Below are 21,580 nucleotides of genomic sequence, written 5' to 3'. Positions count from 1 at the left end.
TCGAGTGTGAGTTGCTTCGAGAAGTTATTATGTCAATGCAGTTTTAATTATCTTGTTTTGACTAAACGCATAGCAAATTTCTCAAGTTACGCTACGTCCTCATTATCGAATGAGAGGGAATTAAGAAATGAAATATGATGAATTGATAACGCTAACCGTCATACCGTTGATGCTGGTTGGCTGCGACGAACCGTCGATTTAGCAAAAGGCAAAAGAACAAGCAACAGCCCTTTTGGTATTTATTGGCCTGCTGTTGACTGCGCTCGACCTGGGGAGCACGGATGATTTCAGGGGGCAGGCCGTTATGATTAAGGATTTGGTATGGAACTCTGGCGAAGGGCTCTGCGGGTTTTATCTCTGGCAAAGCGGGTAGTAAGAGTCAGTCCAGCTATAACTGGCGGTATCGCAGCATGGCTCTCTGCCTGTCGTACCTAATAAGCAGCGCTTCTTACCAGTCGTACAGATTAGCCTTTCCATTCAGCCAGAATCCTTATCTCCGCGTTGCCATGAGTCTGCAAAGGCACTGTGTCGTTAGCGTACTTCACCGCTGCAGTCTGATAGCCGTTATGTGAGCTTTAGGCTATCTCGCTTCTTAAACCAGATCGCCAGCGCCAGCGCCAGAAACCCCGTCGCGCCGGTCATGACCGCGCTCCAGCCTCCCGCGTGCCACAGTAGGCCCGCCAGCGCTGAGCCCATCGCCGCGCCGATAAAGTTAGAGACGACAAAGATGGTGCTTAGTCGGCTCCGCATTGTTGGGTTAACAGAAATGATGCGTGTCTGATGCAACACGTTCAACGTCTGTACGGCGATATCGATCAGGATAATCGCCAGGATGATCAGCCAGATGCTGTTGCGGCCCCAGGCGGCCACGCCGATAGCCACCAGGGCCAGTAACAGCGCCAGGCCCGTCGCCGCCACCGAGTACCCCCGGTCATGCAGAATGCCTGCCCGTCTGGCCATCAGCGCGCCGGCCAGTCCTGCCAGCCCCGTCAGGCCGATCTGGCTGACCGTATAGGAGAAGGGCGCTGCACTTAACAGAAACGTCAGGCTGGTCCAGAACATCGTGAAAACAAGAAAGCCGCAGGCAGCGATAAACAGGGTAATACGCACCGTTGCGCTTTCCGCTATCACCGACAGCAGCGAGCGCATTAACGCTCTGTAGCTCAGGTGCTGACGAGGAATATCGGCTGGAAGCATACGCAGCATCAGGAATGACAGGATCAACGCGCCGCCCGCCGCGATAAAATAGACCGCACGCCAGCCGAGCAAATCGGCAATCAGCCCACTGACGGTTCTGGACAAGAGGATGCCGATAAGCATCCCTGAAATGATCGTGCCCAGCACTTTTCCTAACTGGGACGGGCTCGCCAGATCGCCAGCAAAAGGCGTCAAAAGCTGGCCAGCGACGGTCGTCAGCCCTGTCAGCGCCATTGCCGCCATCAGCAATGGCATAGAAGGCGCGACGGCGGTCAGACAAAGAGAAAGTGCAGAGAGAAAAAGTAGCATGGGTATCAGCCGGCGGCGATTTCGGATGTCACCCAGCGGCACCAGCAGCAGAATGCCGGTTGCGTAGCCCAACTGCGTGAAGGTGACCAGCATACTCGCAGAGTCTGGCTGTACGCCAAATGAGAGGGCGATATCATTTAGCAGTGGCTGTGCCCAATAGAGATTACCGACCGCCATCCCGCCTGTGATGGCAAACAGCAGGATAAGCGTGCGGTTTAACGTTGATTTTTCTGACGTGCCGCTATTCTCAGGGCTATTGCTCTTCACTCAACCTCCATTTCATCCATTACGGGCTCATTCCCCTCTCTTATCGCTCTGCGTAACTCGATCACCACTGAGGCGAGGCGCGGCGGAGGAGTTTCTCCAATGATACGAGCCATATGATCCGGATGTTCAATAATAGCCTGCTCTGCCCCTGGCGTACGAGCCGCGCGACTTTTCCATCCCCCAGATAATACAAAAGCCGCCATCGCTGGCGGCTTTAAAATAATCTCATTGCGATAAATATTGTCAGCCAGGCTGCCGCTGGCGCTGTGCTATTAACTCGCCGTCGCGGTCTTCACCGCCGCACGCTGCGGCAGCAGCCAGAGAAACGCAATGATAATCAGCGCCAGCGTCAGCGAGGCGCTATAGCGGCTCAGCGCAAGGCCGCCCGATGCGACGGGCTTATCCAGAAAATCGCCTACCACCGCGCCCAGCGGTCGGGTCAGGATAAAGGCAGCCCAGAACAGCGCGGTGCGTGAGAGCGAGGTAAAGCGGCTGGCAGCCCAGATAATCGCCAGCGCGCCGACAAACAGCAGGATCCCGCCGTCGTAGCCCAGCCCTTCGCTGTCTGCGGTCCAGTCGCCTAACGCCGTGCCCAGGGTTTGCGAGAACATAATGGTGACCCAGTAAAAGCTCTCGGTTAGCCGGTTGTTGACAGAATGCACGGCGATGGAGCCGCAGGTAATGCGCCAGACAAACAGCGAGAGAACCAGCAGCGTGCTCAGCAGCAGCGTGCCGCCCAGATAGCCTATTCCCAGCGAGCGATCGGCAAAGTCTGCCAGCGTGGTGCCGACGGTGGTGGTAGCAACCACGGTAAACCAGTAGCTCCACTTATTAAAGCTGTGGCGTTTAATCTGCACCACGACAGCGACTAAAAAGATAATGGCGAAAATCAGCGTACCGGTGAGGTAGCCCAGATTCATCGACATGGTCACCGCATCGCCGCCGGTTTCACCCAGCGTGGTGGCGGCAATTTTGGTTAGCCAGAACGCCAGCGTAACGGCGGGGACTTTACTGAGGAATTGAGAATCTGCGATCTTATTTTGCATGAGAGTAGGCTCCGGAAAAGCCCGGGTTGGGCTAATACAGCGCCTATCCTATAAGATTATTCTTAAGTGAAGATTAAGCAGCGTGAATGTATAAGCGAACAGGGCGTACCTGGCAGCACGCTGGCGCAGGTCAGGCCAGGCGTTCGGCATAAATTGCGTACCCTGCGCACCGGGGGCAAGATAGCCTCTTTGAACATAAAGCAGGCAGGGCCGGGGAGATCCGCTACACTGTCGTTTCTTTTAACAGCAGGAAAATAAAAGTGAAAGCATGCATAGCCACTACTCTGTTGCTGGCGCTAACCGCCTGCTCCAGCGCCACAGGGCGAAATTTTGATACGGCGAGCATTCAGAAAATACGCGCAGGCTTGACCACCCGCGCCGAGCTTATTGAGATGTTCGGCCCGCCCGATACGGAAACGCCATATCCCAACGGACAGCAGCTGCTGATGTGGAACTACAGCGAAGCGAGAACGCTCGATACGACGGCAGGCAAAACGCTAACCGTACAAACCAAAAATGGCCGCGTCTTTAACTACACGCTGAATAAAAGCTGACCAGTCAGTCATCAGCGCTCTCGGCGCAAAAAAAGCGCATAAACGGGGTTTTTTCGCCTCATTGCCAGCCGGCGGGCTGGCGTAATCTGTCCCCCTTATCATCAGGGGGAATTATGGATACACGCACCATTGCTGTTTCGCTTGTTATGGCCATCAGTTTGCTCTGGATCCGGGCTTCAGCGGCGCAGTCGCCGCAGCAGACCGACGAGCAGGTCCGTCAGCTGATTATTGAAGATTCTATCGCCGCACCACCGCATCACTGGTAATGCAATTGAGCTTTAGCGCGGTAGCGGGCGTGACGCTGCTCTCTCTTTTCGCCCTGCACTGGGGCGAGTTCGCGCTTACCATTTTTCTAATAGTGCTGTTTTCTCCCGCGATCCCGGTCAGTGCGAACGGCAGTTTTCTCACGGCAGGCTGCCAGGCGTCTGACGCAACCCCATCACCAGCAGTGTGAACACCTGAACGACTTTCGGCAGCGCCTGCTGCGGATCGTCGCTGGCGGCAATCCACTGGGCGGCATTGAGCGCGGCGCTATTCAGCAGGCAGGCGGTCGCGTCCGGGTCTACCGTCTTAATGACGCCGCGTTCCAGCATCTCGGCAATGCGCTGGCGGGTGGATTCGAGGCAGCTATTCTGGCTTGGCCACTGGGCCGGATTGCCTAAGAAAGCGGGGCCATCCAGCAGCACGATGCGCCGCACTTCCTCATCCAGCGCCATCCTGATATAGGCAATCCCTTCCGCCAGCAGCTTTTCCCACTCATCTATAGCCTCTGCGGCGGCATCCCGCGCGTGCTGCGCCATCTCGCTATCGATCTGGGTGACGACGGCGGCCAGCAATCCCTTTTTATCGCCAAAGTTATGGTACAGCGCGCCGCGAGTCAGATTGACGCTGGCGGTCAGCTCATCCATCGATGCGGCGGCAAAGCCTTTTTCCGCAAAGGCTTTTCGCGCGGCGGCTATCAGCCTGGCGCGGTTTGCCTCCATGGTTTCGGCGCGGCGTTTCACAGCCATAAGCACTCCTTGTCACATACGCGTCGTATCTGAATTGACATACGGCGCGTATGTGTGATTAATATTACATACGCGGCGTATATTAAATGTTTTATACCGGCTGCGCATCCCGCTTGATGACCTGAAAGAAGGAAATACCATGAATCAGCCTCAACCCGTTTTCCCGGCTAACCGCCACGCGCTCTATGAAGAGCATGGTTATTCCGCCGCCATCCGTTCTGGGGATTTGCTGTTTGTCTCAGGACAGGTTGGCAGTCGCGCCGACGGCACGCCGGAGCCCGATTTTGCCGTGCAGGTGCAGCTTGCTTTCGATAACCTCCGGGCGACGCTGGCCGCCGCCGGATGTAGCTTTAACGATCTGATTGACGTCACGACCTTTCATACCGATCCGGAAAGGCAGTTTCCGACCATTATGCAGGTCAAACAAGCTGCTTTCCCCAGGCCCCCTTATCCGAACTGGACGGCAGTTGGCGTCAACTGGCTGGCAGGCTTCGATTTTGAAATCAAAGTGATTGCCAGAATCCCCGCGCAGTAAACAGCGCAGCACCTTTACTCAATTTTTATTTGCGCGCCTCTCATTAATACAAAATTTTTATACGGCCCATGGTTGAATCTTCTGCAGCACCTGCATAAGGAGAATGAACCTGATGAAATGCCTCAATGGAACCTTTCCTCGCGTTTTCAGCAGCGAGACGGCGGTAGCGGATCTGGCCGCGCAGCAGCGGCGTAAAATCCTCTCGACCCGCAAGTGGTATCACAATGACTTTTACCTCAGCACCGACCATGCAGCGCTGGACGCCGGTTTTATCTGCCGCTCGCTGCATCATCCCGCCGGACGGCGACATCTGGCGCTGGCGCTGCACGGCAGCCTCTGTTTCGGCCTCTATCGCAAAGCGAGGCAGATTGGCTTCGCGCGTATGGTCACCGATCTGGCGGGCACGGTGGTGCTGCGCGACCTGATTGTCGCGCCGGAGTACCGCTTTATCGGACTGGGCTCCTGGATGCTGAGCTGCAGTCTGAGCCATCCCGCCACGCAAAGCTGCTGCGCCGTTCTCAGCTGGTGCAGCGAGGCGTCGCCGTTCCTGATCAAGAACGGCTTTAGCGCCGTGCCGACCGTTCCAGGGCTGCATATTTTTCGCCTCCTGAACGCCGACGTCGAGGCGCACGCCGAATCCTGCGCGCTGCAGTAACGGCCGCAGCATCATGAGCGGCCTTATCCAGATGTTGTTGCGTCAGCCCATTAATCTGTCCAGTTCATCTTCGCCGTCCGGCAATAATCCGGCGGCACTACAGGATCCTTCCATGTCAGGCTTAATTCTGGTTTCACATAACTACTCTCAGCACGCCACGCTCTCGGCGCTGTATGAAACTATCCTGTCGCGCCGCGGCGGACTATGGGTTAGCTGGAACGGAAAATGCGAAGCGATCGCGCCCGACGCGCTGCGCACGCTCTCATTTCGCCACGGAAAAAAATTTGACACCCTGACGTTTCCGCTGACCCAGGAAGAGCTGGATGTCGGCTACCACGGCTATGTTCATCAGGGACTATGGCCCGTTTTTCATCAGCGCCCCGACCTGGCGCGCTTTACCCACCACGGCCGCCGTCACTACCAGAAAATCAACGAAGCCTATGCCCGGGCGATCGCGGAGTATGCGATGCCGGACGATCGGCTGCTGATTCAGGACTACCATCTCATTCCCTGCATAAAACTGCTGCGCGAGGCGGGGCTGCTCAACCGCACCGCATTTTTCTTTCATCAGCCGTTTCCTGCGGGGCAGGGATTTGAGGCGATTCCAGACTGGCAGTGGCTGGCCGAGTCGCTGCTTTGCAGCGATGTGATTGGCTTTCAGACGCTTCAGGACATGAATAACTTTCTGCTGTGGATCGAAAGCGAATACCGCACCGAGCGTCTCAGCGCCACCCGCGTACGCGTCCATGGCCGCATCATTACGACCGGCGTCTTTCCTGTGGGGATCGACCTGGAGGATGTGGAGTATCTGAAAGAGAGCAACAGCTGTCGCCTGATGGAGCAGCAGTGCCGCGACACGCTGCCGGAACACACCGTGCTTAGCGGCGGTCATCTGGACAGCAGCGCCGGGCTGCCGTATCGCCTCAGCGCCATGGAGGTGCTGCTGCGCGCCCATCCCGAGCATGAGGGATCGATTCGCCTGCTGCAGCTCGCCTCAAAGGCCGCCGGGCATCTTCCGCGCGTCAGAGAGGTCGCTCAGGATCTGGAAAGCCGGTGCGGTGAAATGAACGGCGCGCACGGTATGCTGGGCTGGTATCCGGTGAGCTGCCTGACGCACGCCTACAGTCGGGAGGAGCAGGCGGGCATCTACCGTGCGTCACGCGTCGCACTGGTGACGCCGCTGATGGCCGGCATGAGCCTGATGGCGAAAATGTATGTGGCGCTGCAGGACCGCGCCAATCCCGGCGTGCTTATTCTGTCGCAGTTCGCAGGCGCTTCGGAGCATCTGGATGGGGCGATTGTCGTCAATCCCTACGATCCCGACGCCATTGCCGACGCTATTCATACCGCGCTGCGGCTGCCGCTAAAGGAGCGTCAGAACCGGCACGCCAGGCTGATGAAAGGCATCCGACGCCTCGACTGCCACTGGTGGGCCGACAGCCTGCTCGCCAGCCTGAACGAGACGGAAGAGGAGAGTCTGGCGCCGCAGGAGAGCAGCCTGTTGATCGCGGGACGCCATGGGCGCCTCCGCTACTAGCGAAGGGCAACCGCTTAGTCAGAAAAGGCGAGGCGCGCCTGAGGCAGAACAGATATCCGCCTCAGGCATCAGATGCTTCGCGTCAGGGCATCAGGCGCTGCCTTCAGGCAGCACAAAGGTGCCGGTGGCCGCGCCCGCGCGCGGGTGGCGCCGCTGCTCAACCCCTATTTTGACTGAGGGGTCTCCAGTGGACGCAGACCCTTCTGGCTTGCTTCAGGTTCGGCGATGCGTTTTACCTCGCCCACCAGCAGGATATAGGAGAGCGCGCCGATCAACGCCACCGCCGCGATATAGAGCAGGGCCGGGCCAAAGCCGTAATCCTGCGCCAGATAGCCGACCACCAGCGGAACGGTAATGCCGCCCAGCCCGCCGACGAAATTAAATACGCCGCCGGTCAGGCCAATCAGACGCATCGGCGCCAGCGACGACACCAGCGACCAGGTGATCGACGCGAAGCCGTTGCCGAAAAAGGCCACCGCCATCAGCGCCATAATCCAGACGGGATCGTCGGTGTAGTTGGCGCCCATAATGCAGGTGGAGATCAGCAGCCCGCAGATAATCGGCGTTTTACGCGCCGCGCCGAGCGAATAGCCTCTTTTCACCAGCCTGTCCGCCAGCCAGCCGGAGAGCAGCACGCCAACAAAAGCGGCGAGAAAGGGCACCGTGGTCATAAAGCCCGCTTTCAGCGCGGTGATGCCTTTTTCCTGAGTCAGATAATTTGGGAACCAGGTCAGGAAAAACCACAGCGTCGAGGTCACGGCGAACTGTCCCAGATAGACGCCCAGCAGCTTGCGATGAAACACCAGCTTCCAGTCAGCTTTGCTCAGCGTCTGGCGCGCTGCGCGGGTGGTGGGCGCGTCACCGTCAACCAGGCCGCCGCCGCGCTGAATATAATCGAGCTCCGCCTTGCCGATGCTTTTGGTAAGACGCGGCGGCTGGTAAACCCTGAACCAAACCAGCGACCAGATAATGCCGACACCGCCGGTGACGATAAAGACCCAGTGCCAGCTCAACAGCTCCTGAATCCAGATTAACAGCGGCGTCAGAAAGGCCAGGCCGACAAACTGTCCAGAGGTGAAGAAACCCACCGCGGAGGCGCGCTCCTGTTCCGGAAACCAGCTGGTGACCATGCGGTTATTGGTGGGAAAGGCGGGCGCTTCGAAAATGCCGGTTACGGCGCGCAGGGCGATCAGCGAGACCAGCCCGGTGGCGAAGCCCTGCAGCAGGGTCGCCACCGACCAGCCCAGAATGGCGATAAAATAGGTCAGCCGCGAACCAACGCGGTCAAGAAACCAGCCGCCGGGGATCTGGCACAGGGTATAAAGCCAGGCGAAGGCGGAAAAGAGATAGCCCATCTCCGCTTTAGTGATGCCGAACTCCTGCTGAATATGCGCGGAAGCCACGGCCAGATTAGCCCGATCAACATAGCAGATTACGACGGTAATAAAGATCATCAACAGCGTGAGATAACGACGTCGCCCTGGTTTTGCCTTGCTTACAGAAATAGTCATCGTAATCTGTCTCCAGATTTTGGGCATGGCGAAGCCGTTCACCATGCCCTGTTATTTACAGAGGGTGTGTTTTCTATTTATTGATTGTCAGATAGTCCGCGGCGAGCGGAGCCGGGCTACATCATTCGCCCTACCACTCCGCGACGGAACCGTCCGCATGACGCCACAGCGGGTTACGCCAGTCTGGCGCGTTTTTGCTGCGTGCGATCACCTGCTCCTCATCGATCTCCACGCCGAGCCCCGGCTTCATTAAGGGTTTAAAGAAGCCGCCTTCCATGCTGAAGTCCGCCTTGTTTTTCACAAAGTCGAGCAGCTCCGCGCCCTGGTTGTAATGAATGCCCATGCTCTGCTCCTGGAAAACCGCGTTGCGCGAGACGAAATCGACGTGCAGGCAGGCGGCGAGGGCGATCGGGCCGAGCGGGCAGTGCGGCGCCAGGGCGACGTCATAGGCTTCCGCCATCGCGGCGATTTTAACGCACTCGGTGATGCCGCCGGCGTGGGAGAGATCGGGCTGCAGAATCGCCAGCCCGCCCGCCTCGAGCACGCGTTTGAACTCAAAACGCGAGAACATGCGTTCGCCCGCCGCGATAGGGATAGCGGTTTGCGCCGCCAGCCTCGGGTAATATTCCGCCTGCTCCGCCAGGACCGGCTCTTCGATAAACAGCGGGCGGTAGGGCTCAAGCTCTTTGATCAACACCTTCGCCATCGGCGCGCTCACGCGGCCGTGAAAGTCGAGGCCGAACTCAATCTTATCGCCGAACGCATCGCGAATTTGCGCAACGGTATTCACTGCGGCGTCAACTTTGCGCGAGTCGTCGATAATCCCCAGCTCTTCGCAGCCGTTAAGCTTGAAAGTGTCGAAGCCGATTTCGCGTAATCTATGGATGCCGGCGATCGCGTCCGCCGGTCGATCGCCGCCCACCCAGCTATAGGCTTTGATTTTATCCCGCACCAGACCGCCCATCAGCTGCCACACCGGCGCGTCCAGCACCTTGCCTTTGATATCCCACAGCGCCTGATCGATGCCGGCGATGGCGCTCATCATGATCGGACCGCCGCGGTAAAACCCGGCGCGATACATGACCTGCCACAGATCGTTGATGCGCGCCGGATCCTGACCAATCAGGTAGTCGCCGAGTTCATGCACGGCGGCTTCGACGGTGCGCGCGCGTCCCTCGATAACGGGTTCTCCCCAGCCGACGACGCCTTCGTCGGTTTCGATTTTAAGAAACATCCAGCGCGGGGGTAAACGGTAGGTGGTGAGCCGGGTTATTTTCATTTCACTGCCTCTCTGTATGCCTGAACAAATGCGGCCGCCTGCTGCGCGGTTCGCTCCACGGGCTGACCGGCGCGATAGAGATCGCTGCCGAGCCCGGCGCCTGCGCAGCCCGCTTCAAGCCACTGCGCCAGGTTTTCCGGCGTAACGCCGCCCACGGCAAGCACCGGCACGTCGTCGGGCAGCACCGCTTTTAGCGCTTTGATGTAGCCTGGGCCGAACGCGGAGGAGGGGAAGATTTTTAACGCCTGTGCGCCAGCCTCCAGCGCGTTAAAGGCTTCGCTGGCCGTCGCGCAGCCAGGGCAGACGATCATGCCGAGGCTCACGGCGTGGCGGATCAGCGCCGGCTGAATATTCGGCGTCACGATAAGCTTGCTGCCCATCTCCGCCAGTCTGTCCACCTGTTCGATTTTCAACACCGTGCCGGCGCCTATCAACGCCCTGTCGCCGTACGCCTCAAGGATCAGCGGGATGCTGAGCGCCCACTGGGGCGAATTGAGCGGAATTTCTACCGCATCGAAACCCGCGTCGATAACCGCGCCGACATGCGCCACGACCTCGTCGGGCGTGACGCCGCGCAGAATCGCGATAAGGGGAAGTTCAGTTTGCCATTGCATTAACGATGCTCCTTATGCCTGCCTGAAAGGCGGTATCGCCAGCTATTACGCTGGCCTGCTGGCCAATGGCGGCCAGCGCCTGTTGATATCGGCGGGTCAGCGATGCTCCGCCGACGAGGGCGATCGGCTGATGGCCAAAGCGTTCGCGCAGCGTGGCGACCTCTGCGCCAATCAGCAGACCGGATAAGAAGTCGCTGACCTCTTCAGGCGCCAGGCTGCCGAGGATATGCGCGGCGCGGATCTCGAAGAGCTGCGCCAGCAGCGCCGGTGTCGCAATTCCGCGTGCCAGCCCGGCGTCAAACGCCGTCTGCGACGGCTGCTGCTCAGGCAAACCGGCGCCAATGAGAGAGTGGCGCAGCAGCAGCGCGTGAAGTTCGCCGGTCATCACGGTGTGAAAGTCGAGAATACGTTCGTTGTCGATCTGCACCCATTTGCAGTGGGTGCCCGGCATCACGTAAACGGGCGAGGGCGCCAGCGCGTGGGCGCCGAGCAGCTGCGTCTCTTCGCCGCGCATCACGTTATGGTGATCCTCGCGGCTGACGCACAAGCCGGGTACGATCCAGACGTTGTGGTCGATCGGCGTCAGCTGCTCGCCGATCGCTGATAAGCGGGCAGGCAGCGGCAGATAGGGCACGCTTTTCCAGCCCACGTTGCTGCCCACCATGCCGGCCATCACCACCGGCGTCTTGCCGTCGCGCCACCCCTGCGTGATCTCGTCTAATACCGCCTGCGGGCGCTTTCCGTTCAGCCGGGTAACGCCCGCTTCTGACGTTCTGCTTTCCTGGCAGCGTTCATGGTCGAAAAGCCAGGCGCGCAAATTGGTGGAGCCCCAGTCAACGGCGATATAGCGAGATCTCATGTGATGTCCTTTAACCTGTGTGTCGAGCTGGCGATCATGGTGTAAGCCGCCTGCTCTGCCGCCTCGCCGTTCTGCAGCCGTATGGCGTCGAACAGCGCTTTATGTTCGCTTAGCGTTTTCGGCATATTGGCCTCGTCGCCCTGCCAGGTGCGCTCGAAGACGGCGCGCTGGAGGGAGCTGATCGCCACGCTGAGCTGTTCAAGCACCGGGTTGTGCACCGCGCGCAGCACCGCTTCGTGATAGCGAATGTCCGCCTCGTTAAAGGCGTCCCGGTCCTGGTTATTAGCGATCATGTCGTTGAGCGCCAGTTCAATCTGCGCCAGATCCTGGGACGTCGCGCGCTCCGCCGCCCAGCGGGCGATGGCCGGTTCAACCAGATTGCGCACTTCGCTCATGGCCGCAATCAGACGCGGATCGTCGTCGTTTTCCAGCACCCACTGCAGTACGTCCGAGTCCAGGTAGTTCCACTGATTGCGCGGCGTGACGAAGGCGCCGTAGTAACGCTTTATTTCAATAAGCCGCTTCGCCGTCAGCGATCGGAACACCTCGCGGATGATATTGCGCGAGGTGGCGAACTCGTCGCACAGCTCCGCCTCGGCCGGCAGCGGCGCGCCGGGCAGATATTTGCCGCTGACGATCTGCTGGCCCAGCGTAATCACGATACGGTCGGTTTTATTGAGGGTCATAGAAGCTCCTTGTGCCGGTCTGTTTGCCTCTACTTTACCCCGGGCGCTCAGTTTCGCCTCATGTTTGAAGTACAACGCGGAAATAAGCAGCTCTCTGCATGGCGCCATTGTAGTACGATAAAAAATATTTGTACTACAATGTGGATCACAAAAACGCCATTTCGTAAAAGGCGTTTGCCTCCAGCCCGTTGCGCAAAATGTGATCAATAGATGAGAAAGATGCTTTGTAATCGATTACTTTTTTAGCAGATGTTAATTGTAATCGATTACTTTTCACTGCGAGGCGGCTATGGTTTCTGATACGCAAAGTAACGATCACGCTGTAGCGGCGCAGCGCATGCTGGTGCCGCGGCTGTCGCTGATGATGTTTCTGCAGTTCTTTATCTGGGGCAGCTGGTCGGTCACGCTCGGGCTGGTGATGGCGCAGCACAATATGTCGCTGCTGATTGGCGATGCCTTCTCGGCCGGGCCGATAGCGTCGATACTGTCACCCTTTGTACTGGGCATGCTGGTGGATCGCTTCTTCCCGTCGCAGAAGGTGCTGGCGGTGATGCATCTGGCCGGCGCGGTGATCCTGTGGTTTGTGCCGCAGGCGGTGGTGGCGGAAAACGGCGGCTTGTTAATCGCCTTACTGTTCGGCTACACCCTGTGCTATATGCCCACGCTGGCGCTGACTAATAATATCGCCTTTCACAGCCTGACGAGCAGCGAGAAGAGTTTCCCGGTGGTGCGGGTATTCGGCACCATCGGCTGGATCGTGGCGGGGATATTTATCGGCGTTGTCGGCATCGCCTCCAGCGTCGCCATTTTTACGCTGGCGGCCATCAGCTCGGTCGCGCTGGCGATCTACAGCCTGACGCTGCCGCACACGCCCGCGCCAGCGAAAGGCGCGCCTTTTCACCTGCGCGATCTCTTCTGCGCCGACGCCTTCGCGCTGCTGAAAATCCGTCACTTTTTTATCTTTTCGCTTTGCGCCACCCTGATCTCTATCCCGCTTGGCACCTACTACGCCTTTACCGCCTCCTGGCTGGCCGATGCGGGCGTGAAAAACGTCAGTACGCTGATGTCGTTTGGCCAGATGTCGGAAATCTTTTTTATGCTGGTGATCCCGCTGCTGTTCCGTCGCCTCGGCGTGAAAGTCATGCTGCTGGTGGGCATGGCCGCCTGGTTTGTACGCTATGCGCTGTTCGCCATGGGCATGGGCGAAGAGGGACGCGCCCTGATCTGGCTGGGCATCTTGCTGCACGGCATCTGCTACGACTTTTTCTTTGTGGTCGGCTTTATCTACACCGACCGCATCGCGGGCGAGAAAGTAAAAGGTCAGGCGCAGAGCATGATCGTGATGTTTACTTACGGCATCGGCATGCTGCTGGGGTCGCAAATCTCCGGCGCGCTCTATAACCATCTGGTCGCCGGTCAGGTTTCCGCCGCCAGCTGGGCGCTGTTCTGGTGGATCCCGGCGATTGCCGCCGCGGCGATCGCCATACTGTTTCTGTTCACGTTCAGGTATCGCGACTGAGCGAATAGAGGGGAGGTGATTTTGAAAACGCTGAAAGGTCCAGGCATTTTTCTTACGCAGTTTATCGGCCAGCAGGCGCCGTTTAATTCGCTGGCGGGGCTGGCGCAGTGGGCGGCTTCGCTCGGCTACAAAGCCCTGCAGATCCCCTGCAATCATCCTGGGATATTCGATCTGCAGCGGGCTGCCAGCAGCCAGACCTACTGCGACGAGGTGCGCGGCGTGCTGCAGGAGAAGGGGCTGTGCATCAGCGAGCTCTCAACGCATCTGGAGGGACAGCTGGTCGCGGTGCATCCGGCGCACGACGCCGCCTTCGACAACTTTGCGCCAGCCAGCGTGCGCGGCAAGCGCGAGGCGCGCACTGCCTGGGCGACAGAGCAAGTGAGGCTGGCGGCAGCCGCGTCGCAAAACCTCGGGCTGCGCGCCCATGCGACCTTTTCTGGCTCGCTCGCCTGGCCCTATCTCTATCCCTGGCCGCCGCACAATCCGCAGCTGTTCGAGGAGGCGTTCGCCGAGCTGGCGCGCCGCTGGCAGCCGCTGCTCGACATCTACGATCGCCACGGCGTTGACCTCTGCTATGAGCTGCATCCCGGTGAAGATCTCCATGACGGCGTGACCTTCGAGCGCTTCCTGGAGAAGGTTGAGCACCATCCGCGCTGCAATATTCTCTTTGACCCCAGCCATCTGCACCTGCAGCACATTGACTACCTGCAGTTTATTGACATCTACCACGCGCGCATCAAAGCCTTTCACGTCAAAGATGCGGAGTACCTGCCGAATGGCCGCAGCGGCGTCTACGGCGGCTACCAGACGTGGATCGACCGCGCCGGACGCTTTCGCTCGCCGGGCGACGGTCAGATCGACTTCAAGGGTATTTTCAGCAGGCTGGCGCAGTACAACTATGATGGCTGGGCGGTGCTGGAGTGGGAGTGCTGCCTGAAAGAGGCGGAGGCTGGCGCGCGCGAGGGCGCGGAGTTTATTCGCCGCCACATTATTCCAGTGGCGCAGCACGGCTTTGACGACTTCGCCGCCCGGCAGAGCAGCGCCAGCGTGCGCGCCGCGCTTGGGCTGCCGGATTGATCGCCGCGTTACCGAGGTCATCAGGTGGCGCGCCTTGTCGCTGCGCGCCAGCGGCGGAGCTGGACTCACGTCTTGTCTCGCAGGGGATTATGATAGCGACAGACCCGAAACTGACCCAGGAAGTCATCCCTTTATGTCCATTCAAAAAATCGCGAAGCTGGCTGGCGTTTCCGTTGCCACGGTTTCTCGCGTCATTAACCACAGCGGCAGCGTCAAGGAAGTCAACCGGGATAAGGTGCTGAAGGCGATAGAAGCCAGCAACTATCAACCCAACCTGCTGGCGCGCCAGCTACGCACCGCGCGCAGCTCAATGGTGCTGGTGCTGGTTTCCGATATCTCCAACTCGTTTTGTGCCGAAATCGTCAAGGGGATTGAGGAGCAGGCGGAGCAGAACGGCTATCGCATTTTGCTGTGCAACGCCGGTGGCGATATCAATCGCTCACGCTCCAGCCTGCAGCTGCTGGCGGGAAAAGTGGTGGATGGCGTGATTACCATGGACGCCTTCACCCGGCTGCCAGAGCTGACGCAGCTGATTGGCGAGATGCCCTGGGTGCAGTGCGCGGAATATGCTGATGGCGGTGATATCTCCTGCGTAGGGATCAACGATACCGACGCAGCGCGCCAGCTGGTCGCCCACCTGGCTGAGGGCGGCCATCGTTATATCGCCCTGATTAACCACGATCTCAGCTACAAATATGCCCAGCTGCGCCAGCAGGGCTATCAGCAGGAGCTGAAGCGCCAGGGGTTAAGCTGGCAGGCGATCGGCTACGCCAGCGATCTGAGCTTCAGCGCCGGCAAGCAGGCGATGCAGGCGCTGCTGAAGGGCGCCACCCGGCCCGACGCGGTGTTTGCCGTATCGGATACGCTGGCGGCTGGCGCGATGTCCGCCATCGAGTCTGCGGGCCTGCGTATCCCGCAGGATATCGCCGTGGCCGGTTTCGACGGCACCGAATTAGCCGAAATCGTTTCGCCGCCGCTCACCACCGTTGCGCAGCCGTCGCGTGCGATTGGCCGCACGGCCTTTGACCTGCTGCTGAAAAAAATAGCCGATCCGCAGGCGCCCACGGAACGGGTAATGATGGCGTGGCGGCTGATTTTGCGCGCCAGCGCCTGAGGAAAAAATCGGCACCGGTTATGTTCATCCGTTAATAGCGTATTAATGCTTTACACATTAGGCGGACGAAATTTTCGCAGGCGAACTTTTTTATTGATAAAAGTCAGCTATGGGTCAGATCCGAATATATCAGCACCGTCTGTTTAAGACGGGTTTAATTTATGCGCGCCAGGATGGCAGGTGAAATTAACACTTTCTGATTCTGATTAACAAAAGGAGCAAAGTCATGCTTATCAAAAAGGCAGCGGTAAGTTTAATGTTGCTGGCGGCAGCGTCAACGCTCTCCGCCTGTGCAGGGCGCTACATTATTTCCACCAATGACGGGCATATGATTAATGCGAACGGTAAACCTGCCATTGATAAAGAAACAGGTATGATCTCCTATGAAGATGCGAGCGGAAATATGCATCAGCTACAGAAGCGTGATGTAAAAGAGATCGTAAAAGAATAGGGACCGGCTTTACTGCGCCGCATCCTGAATACTTTCGCAAGCGGCTTTTTCGAGACGTAAGCGCACAACTCGCGGTTTGCAGCAGATTCAGGTTTTAAATAGAAGCAGGTTGAAGGTCGTTATGAAAAGAATGATTTTGCTGATATTGCCTCTCTTTCTGACAAGCTGCGCTGAATATAAGTGGGTCAAGCAGGGGGCAAGCGAGCGCGATGAGACTGTGGTTGAGACCGCCTGCGAGGCTCAGGCGCTGCGCGACCTGCCGCCAGATAATGTCGTGAGCGGTAAGTCCATCTCCCATGATAAAAAGCGCGACGAATCTGACGTGAGCTATAGCGTAAGCGATTCGAATCGTTATCAAAGGGAGATTTTAGTTAAAGACTGTATGTATAAACAAGGCTGGAATCAGGTTGAGGTTCAGCATTGATTGACTGCCACTTCAGTGGCTGTGGTAGCGCGCCTCAGCGCCACCACACAGCTTATTTTTAAACAAGGGTAAATCACGTGTCTAAATCCGCTAAAGCACTGCTTCTTACCGCCGCTATGCTTGTCACCGGCAGCGGCATCGCCTCGGCAAGTACGCCTGATATTACCGTTTTCGCCTCGAAGGATGCGCAGGGCAGCGTCTGGAACAGCGTAACGGACAAAGCACAGTATCAGGTCTCCTATAAAGTGACGATCAATAACAACGGAAAAGAGGCGTTTACGCCGGGCAAAAATAATAAGATGTGCCTGTTTCTGTTCGACAGTCAGGGACATCAGCTGATGAGCAACGGTATTCAGCTGGAGCTGCTTTCGCCCTATAAGTCGGGAGAGTCGCGTTACGGCACCGTGATGTTTACCAGTGATAACGCTGCGCTGTTTGACCTGCCTTTTGTCAAACTTGCGACGGGTGACCAATGCCTTACCGCGGCGGTGAAGCGCTGAAGGGAGCGCGTCGAAAGATGAGTAAGAGCGGCTGGTGAGATAAAAAATCCGCGCTCTTGAAATAGCACTCCACTCATTTTATTTCGCTAAGTCATCATGCGGCAATAGCTAATGGCATTGATTGACATTAAACCAGCGCCTGAATGCTATCCAGGCGCAAGGCAGTTTGCTGCAGGCCTTAATTTATTATTTTTGTCCACTTTGCGGTATTTTCGTTGCCTCGCGCCGGCGAGGCCGCGGGTAAATAATCAGAGGAAATAAAATGGTTAAGCACGCATTCGCGGCTCTGACACTACTTTTAGGATCTGCCGCAGTGTCAGGCTGCGTCATGGCGGATGGAGGAGGGCATCACCACTATGCATCCTCCCCAGGCAGGCATCATCATCGCGCACCTGGCGCTTCATATCATAGTGGGCCGCCGCCCGCGCCGGACAGCGCTTCTCAACATCTGGGCCCGCCACCTGCGCCAGGCAGCGCCGCTCAGCATTTAGGCCCGCCGCCAGCGGATGGCATTCACCGCTGGTAACGTCACAGGCCCGCTCGCGCGGGCCGTTGCTTTCTGCTTAGCCCGGCCCCTCGCTGCCCGCCGCAATCACCGCGCACGCCAGCCTTTCCCCGATCGTCAAGGTCTTGCCGAGGAGCAGATAGCCCGGCACGGTGGCAGACAGCACGCTGGTCTCGCGCCGCGTAAAAGCGCGCGCGGCCTCTTAAAGAGGAGAGGCCGCGTCGCCAGCGCGGAAAAAATTCGCTACTATCCGCGCTCACTCTCTTTGGACCGCCTGATGTCACTTATTGTCGATACCTTTATCGCCCCGCCGTGTCTGGAACAGATCGAGACGCTCTATGAGGATGACCATCTGGTGCTGATCAATAAACCCGCCGGACTGCTCAGCCTCTCGGGGAAAAATCCCCTTAACCTCGATTCGGTGCACTACCGGCTGGCGGCGCGTTTTCCCGGCTGCACCCTGGTGCATCGACTCGATTTTGGGACCTCGGGGCTGATGGTGATTGCGCGCAATAAAGCCGTTAACGCCGCGCTCTGCCAGCAGTTCAGCCAGCGCACGGTGAGCAAGGGCTACAGCGCGCTGCTGTGTGGACATGTGACGGAAAACGAGGGGATGATCGAGGCGGCGATCGCCAAAGATCCGGCGCGCTTCCCGCTGATGACGATTTGCGCCGCAAGCGGCAAGCCCGCGCGATCTCGCTATCGCGTCGTTGAGCGCTTTTATCAGGCGGGAGAAGAGGGCGTGGCGCTGCCGCTGACGCGCGTCGCGCTGACGCCGGAGACCGGGCGCACCCATCAGCTGCGCATTCACTGCCAGCTGCTGGGGCATGCTATTTTGGGCTGCGATCTTTATGGCGGGCGTCTGCTGCCGGGGGCCGACCGCGCGCCGCGGCTGATGCTGCACGCCAGCGAGCTGCATTTTACCCATCCGGTGAGCGGAGAGCGAATAGAAGCGCGCCATGCCAGCCCGTTTTAACCGCGTTTCAGCGGAGGTTTGCTTCCACAGCGCGCAGTGGGGCGGGCATTACCACATCAGATCGTCAGGCACCTTGAAGTCAGCGTAGGGATCGTCTTCATCCTGCTCTTCCTGACTGAGCGCGCTGTTTAATACGATGCTGCTGGCGTCGCGCTGCGCGATCTTATCGGCGACGCTGGCGGGGATAATGGCGTAATGGCTTTCGCCGTTCTCCGCCGCCAGGCGCGCAATGGCGAGCCGGCCGCTAATCAGCTGTGCCTGAGTCGCCTTGTCGACCTCAATTTTTTTGATCAGATTATTATCGGTGAAGTTAAAACCGATAGTGCCGCGTGAAATGTCGATGCGGTTCATCTCAATCAGCTGCTTGATCTGCGCCTTATACTCGCGCGACAACACCGCCTGCTTTTGCTGTTCGTTAAGCAGCTTATCGCGCGCCTGCTGCGCCTTTTTATTCTCTTCCACCGCCTGTCGCGCCTCGCGCGCCTGCACGCGCGATTTTTTGGCGGTTCTCTGCACCTTGTCCATTTTCTTGCTGCTGACCAGGCCAGCTTTGAGCATCTGCTCTTGTAAGGTAAGTTTCGTCATCGTTATTACTAAGCCCGCTAAAAAATTTTTCTGATTATACCTGTAAATCGGGTGGCCGCCGAGGGCCGGTCGCGCGATTCCGGCCCGCGCGCAGCAGCGGGAACGCATTAGCGAAGGCGGAAAGCACTGCGGAGAGGCTAGCGCGGGGCAAGCGTGAAATGGGGATGTTTGCCAGCCAGCAACAGCAGCAGCTCATATTCTCCCTGGCTGAGCAGTCCCGGGTTGGATGTGGCTTCCTTAAGCTGCCAGCCGCGCAGACTCAGATCGAACCGTTCGGCGGCGCGCTCCTGCGTCAGGCCAGCGGCGATGCGCAGAGAGCGGACATCAGGCTGAACAACCACGCCTGGCATAAAGGATTTATTGGTCATCATTTTTCTCATTTATGCAACAAGCTCGGTTCCAGCAGGACCTTTGCTGTAAGACCCAATGGGTTAACAGACGTTATGCCTCCTGGAAGCGGGCTTTTGCTGTTTCTGGGGGATATCGTCACACGCCACCCGATTTTATCCAGGCTGCGCCTCTCAGAACCCTCTCATAATTCCGCGACAGAATCGTTTAGGGATAAATCCGCTTTATATCCCGAGCCAGACATTCAGGATGTGTGGCTTCGCAAGCTGATTAATATCCTGGCGTTTTTGTCTTGCCGATAATAAGGACCCTGATATGAGAGACCCAATCGTTCGTCGCGTCCCTGCCGATCTTTCCTGCGTGGAAGTAAACGAACAGTGGCAAATCACCTTCTGGATGCTGACGCTGCATATTACTCAGGACCGGCTCATCCGGGCTGTCAAAGAGGCCGGCCCGGATGTGGAAAAGGTGCGCCGCTGGCTGAAAGAGAATCCGCCTTCGCGCCGCCCCTGTTACTGACGCCCTTTATAAGGCAGCGGCGCCAGCCGGCCGCGGCGCGGCAGGCGTATTGGCGCTGTTTAATTTCGCGTTACGGCTCGGGTCATGCCCTACGTCAGCTGGCGTAATAAAGTGGCTGATAACGGCGGCAAGGGTTTCTGTGCGTCCGTTCAGGCTGCCCGCTGACGCGGTAACCTGCTGAACCAGCGAAGCGTTCTGCTGCGTGACGCGATCCAGATCGGCAACAGCCAGCGCGACCTGAGAAAGGCCTTTGCTTTGCTCTTCTGAGGCCAGCGCAATTTGGCCGATAAGATCGTTCACCGCCGAGACGCGCTGCGTGACGCTGTCCATGGTTTCCCCGGCCCGGCCGGCTGCCGCCGCGCCTTCCTGTACGCGCGTTACCGCGCCGCTGATTAACTCCTCAATCTCTTTAGCTGCCGCGGCGCTGCGCTGGGCGAGCGTGCGCACCTCGGAGGCGACCACGGCGAAGCCGCGGCCCTGTTCGCCTGCGCGCGCCGCCTCAACGGCCGCGTTGAGCGCCAGAATGTTGGTCTGAAAAGCGATGCTGTTGACCGTAGCGGTAAACTGCCGAATTTTTTCCGCTTCATCAGCGATATCGCGCATCAGCGTAGAGACGGAGTGAACCAGCACCTCGCCCTGTCGGGTGGTCTGCGCGGTGGCGCCTGCCAGCTCGCGCGCTTCCCGGGCGCTCAGCGCGTTATTCTTCACCGTGGCAGTCAGCTGCTCCATGCTGGCGGCGGTCTGTTCGAGCGCCGCCGCCTGGCGGGTGGTGCGGTCGGAAAGATCGGTATTCCCGGCGGCGATGTCCGCCGCTTCCCGGCGCAGCACGCCGCTATTGTCACGTACCGCCTGCACCGTAGTGAGCAGGCTCTGCTGCATCAGCCGCACCAGTGGAACCAGCTGCCCGACACAGTTGCGGCCAAACTCCTGCGGCTCGCGCGAGAGATCGCCTGCTGCCATGCTTCTGAAATGCTCGCGCATCACGCCAAGCGGCTTCACCAGATGGGTGACCAGAAAGCGGTCGCAGAAGATCAGCAGGCCCAGCGTCATTAGCGCGGCGACAAGAAATGTCCTCTGCAGACGCTCACGATCGCGGGCGGTCGCCGCTTCGTCCGATGCAGCCTGACGCTGCAGAAAGCTTAGCCGCTCTTTCGCCACGGCGGAGAAGCGTGCGGGGGTGTCGTGCAGGGCGGCGCTAAGGGGCGCCCAGTCCGCGCCGGCGGGGGCCTCAGCCTGCAGCAACGCTTTTTCCTCGGCAGAGCCTGAGGCCATCGCATTTCCGGCGCGCGTCAGGAAAACCAGCTGCGCGCTGACGACATCTCTCGCTTCGGCTCGCTGATGCAGGTCGCGCATAACAACAGAACCGTAAGCGCCAGCCAGCGCCACGACCAGCAGCGCAGCCAGCAAAATAGCCTGTACTACCCGACGAATAGTGAAATTTCTGAGGAAGTGCATAGTGAATTCCCTGGTGTTGTTATTGCTGTGTAAGGAACGGCGAAATTT

24 protein-coding genes are annotated in these 21,580 nt (G+C 58.6%); 13 read left to right on the top strand and 11 right to left on the bottom strand.

Features of this window, described 5'->3' with window-relative positions; genetic code table 11:
* Nucleotides 1–564 precede the first annotated feature (564 nt).
* Both ACR6A7_RS11840 and ACR6A7_RS11835 read right to left on the bottom strand, forming a co-directional pair.
* Nucleotides 565–1,773: an MFS transporter gene (locus tag ACR6A7_RS11840; protein ID WP_434125037.1), complete on the bottom strand. Its 1,209-nt coding sequence runs from the start codon at nucleotides 1,771–1,773 to the stop codon at nucleotides 565–567.
* 272 nt (nucleotides 1,774–2,045) lie between these two features.
* Nucleotides 2,046–2,819 (bottom strand): COG4705 family protein, encoded by a 774-nt coding sequence (locus ACR6A7_RS11835; RefSeq protein WP_434125036.1) that lies wholly within the window; start codon nucleotides 2,817–2,819, stop codon nucleotides 2,046–2,048.
* Nucleotides 2,820–3,079: 260 nt separating this feature from the next.
* Here ACR6A7_RS11835 and ACR6A7_RS11830 point away from each other — a divergent pair, with 260 nt between their 5' ends.
* Together ACR6A7_RS11830 and ACR6A7_RS11825 are read left to right on the top strand one after the other, a co-directional pair.
* Nucleotides 3,080–3,373, top strand: a complete 294-nt coding sequence (locus ACR6A7_RS11830; protein ID WP_434125035.1) for a hypothetical protein — start codon at nucleotides 3,080–3,082, stop codon at nucleotides 3,371–3,373.
* Nucleotides 3,374–3,486: 113 nt separating this feature from the next.
* Complete coding sequence (locus ACR6A7_RS11825) at nucleotides 3,487–3,639, top strand: hypothetical protein (RefSeq protein WP_434125034.1); 153 nt, start codon at nucleotides 3,487–3,489, stop codon at nucleotides 3,637–3,639.
* Nucleotides 3,640–3,777: 138 nt separating this feature from the next.
* Here ACR6A7_RS11825 and ACR6A7_RS11820 read toward each other — a convergent pair whose 3' ends face one another.
* Nucleotides 3,778–4,383, bottom strand: coding sequence for a TetR/AcrR family transcriptional regulator (locus tag ACR6A7_RS11820; RefSeq protein WP_434125033.1), 606 nt, complete (start codon nucleotides 4,381–4,383; stop codon nucleotides 3,778–3,780).
* A 139-nt stretch (nucleotides 4,384–4,522) separates the two neighbouring features.
* On the opposite strand from ACR6A7_RS11820, the gene ACR6A7_RS11815 reads away from it, so the two are divergent.
* The 3 genes from ACR6A7_RS11815 (at nucleotide 4,523) to ACR6A7_RS11805 (ending at nucleotide 7,110) form a co-directional block, all read left to right on the top strand.
* On the top strand, nucleotides 4,523–4,918 hold the full coding sequence (locus ACR6A7_RS11815) for a RidA family protein (protein WP_434125032.1): 396 nt from the start codon (nucleotides 4,523–4,525) through the stop codon (nucleotides 4,916–4,918).
* A 112-nt stretch (nucleotides 4,919–5,030) separates the two neighbouring features.
* Nucleotides 5,031–5,573, top strand: coding sequence for a GNAT family N-acetyltransferase (locus ACR6A7_RS11810; protein ID WP_434125031.1), 543 nt, complete (start codon nucleotides 5,031–5,033; stop codon nucleotides 5,571–5,573).
* Between the two features lie 112 nt (nucleotides 5,574–5,685).
* The gene (locus tag ACR6A7_RS11805; protein ID WP_434125030.1) at nucleotides 5,686–7,110 is read left to right on the top strand and encodes an alpha,alpha-trehalose-phosphate synthase (UDP-forming); all 1,425 of its coding nucleotides are present in this window, start codon (nucleotides 5,686–5,688) and stop codon (nucleotides 7,108–7,110) included.
* A gap of 164 nt (nucleotides 7,111–7,274) precedes the next feature.
* Here ACR6A7_RS11805 and ACR6A7_RS11800 read toward each other — a convergent pair whose 3' ends face one another.
* The 5 genes from ACR6A7_RS11800 to dgoR form a co-directional block, all read right to left on the bottom strand.
* Nucleotides 7,275–8,666, bottom strand: a complete 1,392-nt coding sequence (locus ACR6A7_RS11800; protein ID WP_434125029.1) for an MFS transporter — start codon at nucleotides 8,664–8,666, stop codon at nucleotides 7,275–7,277.
* Nucleotides 8,667–8,751: 85 nt separating this feature from the next.
* Nucleotides 8,752–9,900, bottom strand: a complete 1,149-nt coding sequence (gene dgoD / locus ACR6A7_RS11795) for a galactonate dehydratase (RefSeq protein ID WP_434125028.1) — start codon at nucleotides 9,898–9,900, stop codon at nucleotides 8,752–8,754.
* On the bottom strand, nucleotides 9,897–10,514 hold the full coding sequence (locus ACR6A7_RS11790; protein ID WP_434125027.1) for a 2-dehydro-3-deoxy-6-phosphogalactonate aldolase: 618 nt from the start codon (nucleotides 10,512–10,514) through the stop codon (nucleotides 9,897–9,899). Before ACR6A7_RS11790 ends, dgoD begins: the two co-directional genes overlap by 4 nt.
* The gene (locus tag ACR6A7_RS11785; RefSeq protein WP_434125026.1) at nucleotides 10,498–11,373 is read right to left on the bottom strand and encodes a 2-dehydro-3-deoxygalactonokinase; all 876 of its coding nucleotides are present in this window, start codon (nucleotides 11,371–11,373) and stop codon (nucleotides 10,498–10,500) included. The genes ACR6A7_RS11790 and ACR6A7_RS11785 overlap by 17 nt, the downstream gene beginning before the upstream one ends.
* Nucleotides 11,370–12,059 (bottom strand): D-galactonate utilization transcriptional regulator DgoR, encoded by a 690-nt coding sequence (dgoR, locus tag ACR6A7_RS11780; RefSeq protein ID WP_434125025.1) that lies wholly within the window; start codon nucleotides 12,057–12,059, stop codon nucleotides 11,370–11,372. Before dgoR ends, ACR6A7_RS11785 begins: the two co-directional genes overlap by 4 nt.
* A gap of 289 nt (nucleotides 12,060–12,348) precedes the next feature.
* On the opposite strand from dgoR, the gene ACR6A7_RS11775 reads away from it, so the two are divergent.
* The 7 genes from ACR6A7_RS11775 (at nucleotide 12,349) to ACR6A7_RS11745 (ending at nucleotide 18,625) form a co-directional block, all read left to right on the top strand.
* Nucleotides 12,349–13,578, top strand: a complete 1,230-nt coding sequence (locus ACR6A7_RS11775; protein WP_434125024.1) for an MFS transporter — start codon at nucleotides 12,349–12,351, stop codon at nucleotides 13,576–13,578.
* 21 nt (nucleotides 13,579–13,599) lie between these two features.
* Nucleotides 13,600–14,655 carry a sugar phosphate isomerase/epimerase family protein gene (locus ACR6A7_RS11770; RefSeq protein ID WP_434125023.1) on the top strand — a complete coding sequence of 352 codons (1,056 nt, stop codon included), beginning with the start codon at nucleotides 13,600–13,602 and terminating at the stop codon, nucleotides 14,653–14,655.
* 133 nt (nucleotides 14,656–14,788) lie between these two features.
* On the top strand, nucleotides 14,789–15,769 hold the full coding sequence (locus tag ACR6A7_RS11765) for a LacI family DNA-binding transcriptional regulator (RefSeq protein WP_434125022.1): 981 nt from the start codon (nucleotides 14,789–14,791) through the stop codon (nucleotides 15,767–15,769).
* A gap of 226 nt (nucleotides 15,770–15,995) precedes the next feature.
* On the top strand, nucleotides 15,996–16,220 hold the full coding sequence (locus ACR6A7_RS11760; protein WP_434125021.1) for a YgdI/YgdR family lipoprotein: 225 nt from the start codon (nucleotides 15,996–15,998) through the stop codon (nucleotides 16,218–16,220).
* Between the two features lie 121 nt (nucleotides 16,221–16,341).
* Nucleotides 16,342–16,644: a hypothetical protein gene (locus ACR6A7_RS11755; protein ID WP_434125020.1), complete on the top strand. Its 303-nt coding sequence runs from the start codon at nucleotides 16,342–16,344 to the stop codon at nucleotides 16,642–16,644.
* Between the two features lie 77 nt (nucleotides 16,645–16,721).
* The gene (locus ACR6A7_RS11750) at nucleotides 16,722–17,144 is read left to right on the top strand and encodes a DUF4354 family protein (RefSeq protein ID WP_434125019.1); all 423 of its coding nucleotides are present in this window, start codon (nucleotides 16,722–16,724) and stop codon (nucleotides 17,142–17,144) included.
* Nucleotides 17,145–17,926: 782 nt separating this feature from the next.
* Nucleotides 17,927–18,625 (top strand): RluA family pseudouridine synthase, encoded by a 699-nt coding sequence (locus tag ACR6A7_RS11745; RefSeq protein ID WP_434125018.1) that lies wholly within the window; start codon nucleotides 17,927–17,929, stop codon nucleotides 18,623–18,625.
* Between the two features lie 48 nt (nucleotides 18,626–18,673).
* Here the strand turns inward: ACR6A7_RS11745 and ACR6A7_RS11740 are convergent, their stop codons facing one another.
* Together ACR6A7_RS11740 and ACR6A7_RS11735 are read right to left on the bottom strand one after the other, a co-directional pair.
* Entirely contained in the window at nucleotides 18,674–19,210 is a 537-nt protein-coding gene (locus tag ACR6A7_RS11740) for a DUF2058 domain-containing protein (protein WP_434125017.1), read from the bottom strand.
* A gap of 137 nt (nucleotides 19,211–19,347) precedes the next feature.
* On the bottom strand, nucleotides 19,348–19,578 hold the full coding sequence (locus tag ACR6A7_RS11735) for a transcriptional regulator (protein WP_434125016.1): 231 nt from the start codon (nucleotides 19,576–19,578) through the stop codon (nucleotides 19,348–19,350).
* 295 nt (nucleotides 19,579–19,873) lie between these two features.
* Here ACR6A7_RS11735 and ACR6A7_RS11730 point away from each other — a divergent pair, with 295 nt between their 5' ends.
* Entirely contained in the window at nucleotides 19,874–20,077 is a 204-nt protein-coding gene (locus tag ACR6A7_RS11730) for a DUF3606 domain-containing protein (protein WP_434125015.1), read from the top strand.
* Nucleotides 20,078–20,083: 6 nt separating this feature from the next.
* On the opposite strand, the gene ACR6A7_RS11725 is transcribed toward ACR6A7_RS11730, so the two are convergent.
* Complete coding sequence (locus tag ACR6A7_RS11725) at nucleotides 20,084–21,532, bottom strand: methyl-accepting chemotaxis protein (protein ID WP_434125014.1); 1,449 nt, start codon at nucleotides 21,530–21,532, stop codon at nucleotides 20,084–20,086.
* Nucleotides 21,533–21,580: the final 48 nt, after the last annotated feature.

Source organism: Pantoea phyllosphaerae (genome assembly GCF_051025595.1).
In the GTDB taxonomy this organism is placed as follows: domain Bacteria; phylum Pseudomonadota; class Gammaproteobacteria; order Enterobacterales; family Enterobacteriaceae; genus Pantoea.
Note: the sequence above shows the minus strand (reverse complement) of the source record. Positions and strands in the feature narration are given on the sequence as shown.

Excerpts from the sequence above, each read along its gene's own strand:
- ACR6A7_RS11755 (WP_434125020.1), top strand. The coding sequence starts at position 16,342 with ATGAAAAGAATGATTTTGCTGATATTGCCTCTCTTTCTGACAAGCTGC.
- ACR6A7_RS11805 (WP_434125030.1), top strand. The coding sequence starts at position 5,686 with ATGTCAGGCTTAATTCTGGTTTCACATAACTACTCTCAGCACGCCACG.
- ACR6A7_RS11745 (WP_434125018.1), top strand. The coding sequence starts at position 17,927 with ATGTCACTTATTGTCGATACCTTTATCGCCCCGCCGTGTCTGGAACAG.
- ACR6A7_RS11765 (WP_434125022.1), top strand. The coding sequence starts at position 14,789 with ATGTCCATTCAAAAAATCGCGAAGCTGGCTGGCGTTTCCGTTGCCACG.
- ACR6A7_RS11760 (WP_434125021.1), top strand. The coding sequence starts at position 15,996 with ATGCTTATCAAAAAGGCAGCGGTAAGTTTAATGTTGCTGGCGGCAGCG.
- ACR6A7_RS11810 (WP_434125031.1), top strand. The coding sequence starts at position 5,031 with ATGAAATGCCTCAATGGAACCTTTCCTCGCGTTTTCAGCAGCGAGACG.
- ACR6A7_RS11775 (WP_434125024.1), top strand. The coding sequence starts at position 12,349 with ATGGTTTCTGATACGCAAAGTAACGATCACGCTGTAGCGGCGCAGCGC.
- dgoD (WP_434125028.1), bottom strand. The coding sequence starts at position 9,900 with ATGAAAATAACCCGGCTCACCACCTACCGTTTACCCCCGCGCTGGATG.
- ACR6A7_RS11785 (WP_434125026.1), bottom strand. The coding sequence starts at position 11,373 with ATGAGATCTCGCTATATCGCCGTTGACTGGGGCTCCACCAATTTGCGC.
- dgoR (WP_434125025.1), bottom strand. The coding sequence starts at position 12,059 with ATGACCCTCAATAAAACCGACCGTATCGTGATTACGCTGGGCCAGCAG.
- ACR6A7_RS11740 (WP_434125017.1), bottom strand. The coding sequence starts at position 19,210 with ATGACGAAACTTACCTTACAAGAGCAGATGCTCAAAGCTGGCCTGGTC.
- ACR6A7_RS11815 (WP_434125032.1), top strand. The coding sequence starts at position 4,523 with ATGAATCAGCCTCAACCCGTTTTCCCGGCTAACCGCCACGCGCTCTAT.
- ACR6A7_RS11825 (WP_434125034.1), top strand. The coding sequence starts at position 3,487 with ATGGATACACGCACCATTGCTGTTTCGCTTGTTATGGCCATCAGTTTG.
- ACR6A7_RS11730 (WP_434125015.1), top strand. The coding sequence starts at position 19,874 with ATGAGAGACCCAATCGTTCGTCGCGTCCCTGCCGATCTTTCCTGCGTG.
- ACR6A7_RS11790 (WP_434125027.1), bottom strand. The coding sequence starts at position 10,514 with ATGCAATGGCAAACTGAACTTCCCCTTATCGCGATTCTGCGCGGCGTC.
- ACR6A7_RS11725 (WP_434125014.1), bottom strand. The coding sequence starts at position 21,532 with ATGCACTTCCTCAGAAATTTCACTATTCGTCGGGTAGTACAGGCTATT.
- ACR6A7_RS11835 (WP_434125036.1), bottom strand. The coding sequence starts at position 2,819 with ATGCAAAATAAGATCGCAGATTCTCAATTCCTCAGTAAAGTCCCCGCC.
- ACR6A7_RS11800 (WP_434125029.1), bottom strand. The coding sequence starts at position 8,666 with ATGGTGAACGGCTTCGCCATGCCCAAAATCTGGAGACAGATTACGATG.
- ACR6A7_RS11735 (WP_434125016.1), bottom strand. The coding sequence starts at position 19,578 with ATGACCAATAAATCCTTTATGCCAGGCGTGGTTGTTCAGCCTGATGTC.
- ACR6A7_RS11820 (WP_434125033.1), bottom strand. The coding sequence starts at position 4,383 with ATGGCTGTGAAACGCCGCGCCGAAACCATGGAGGCAAACCGCGCCAGG.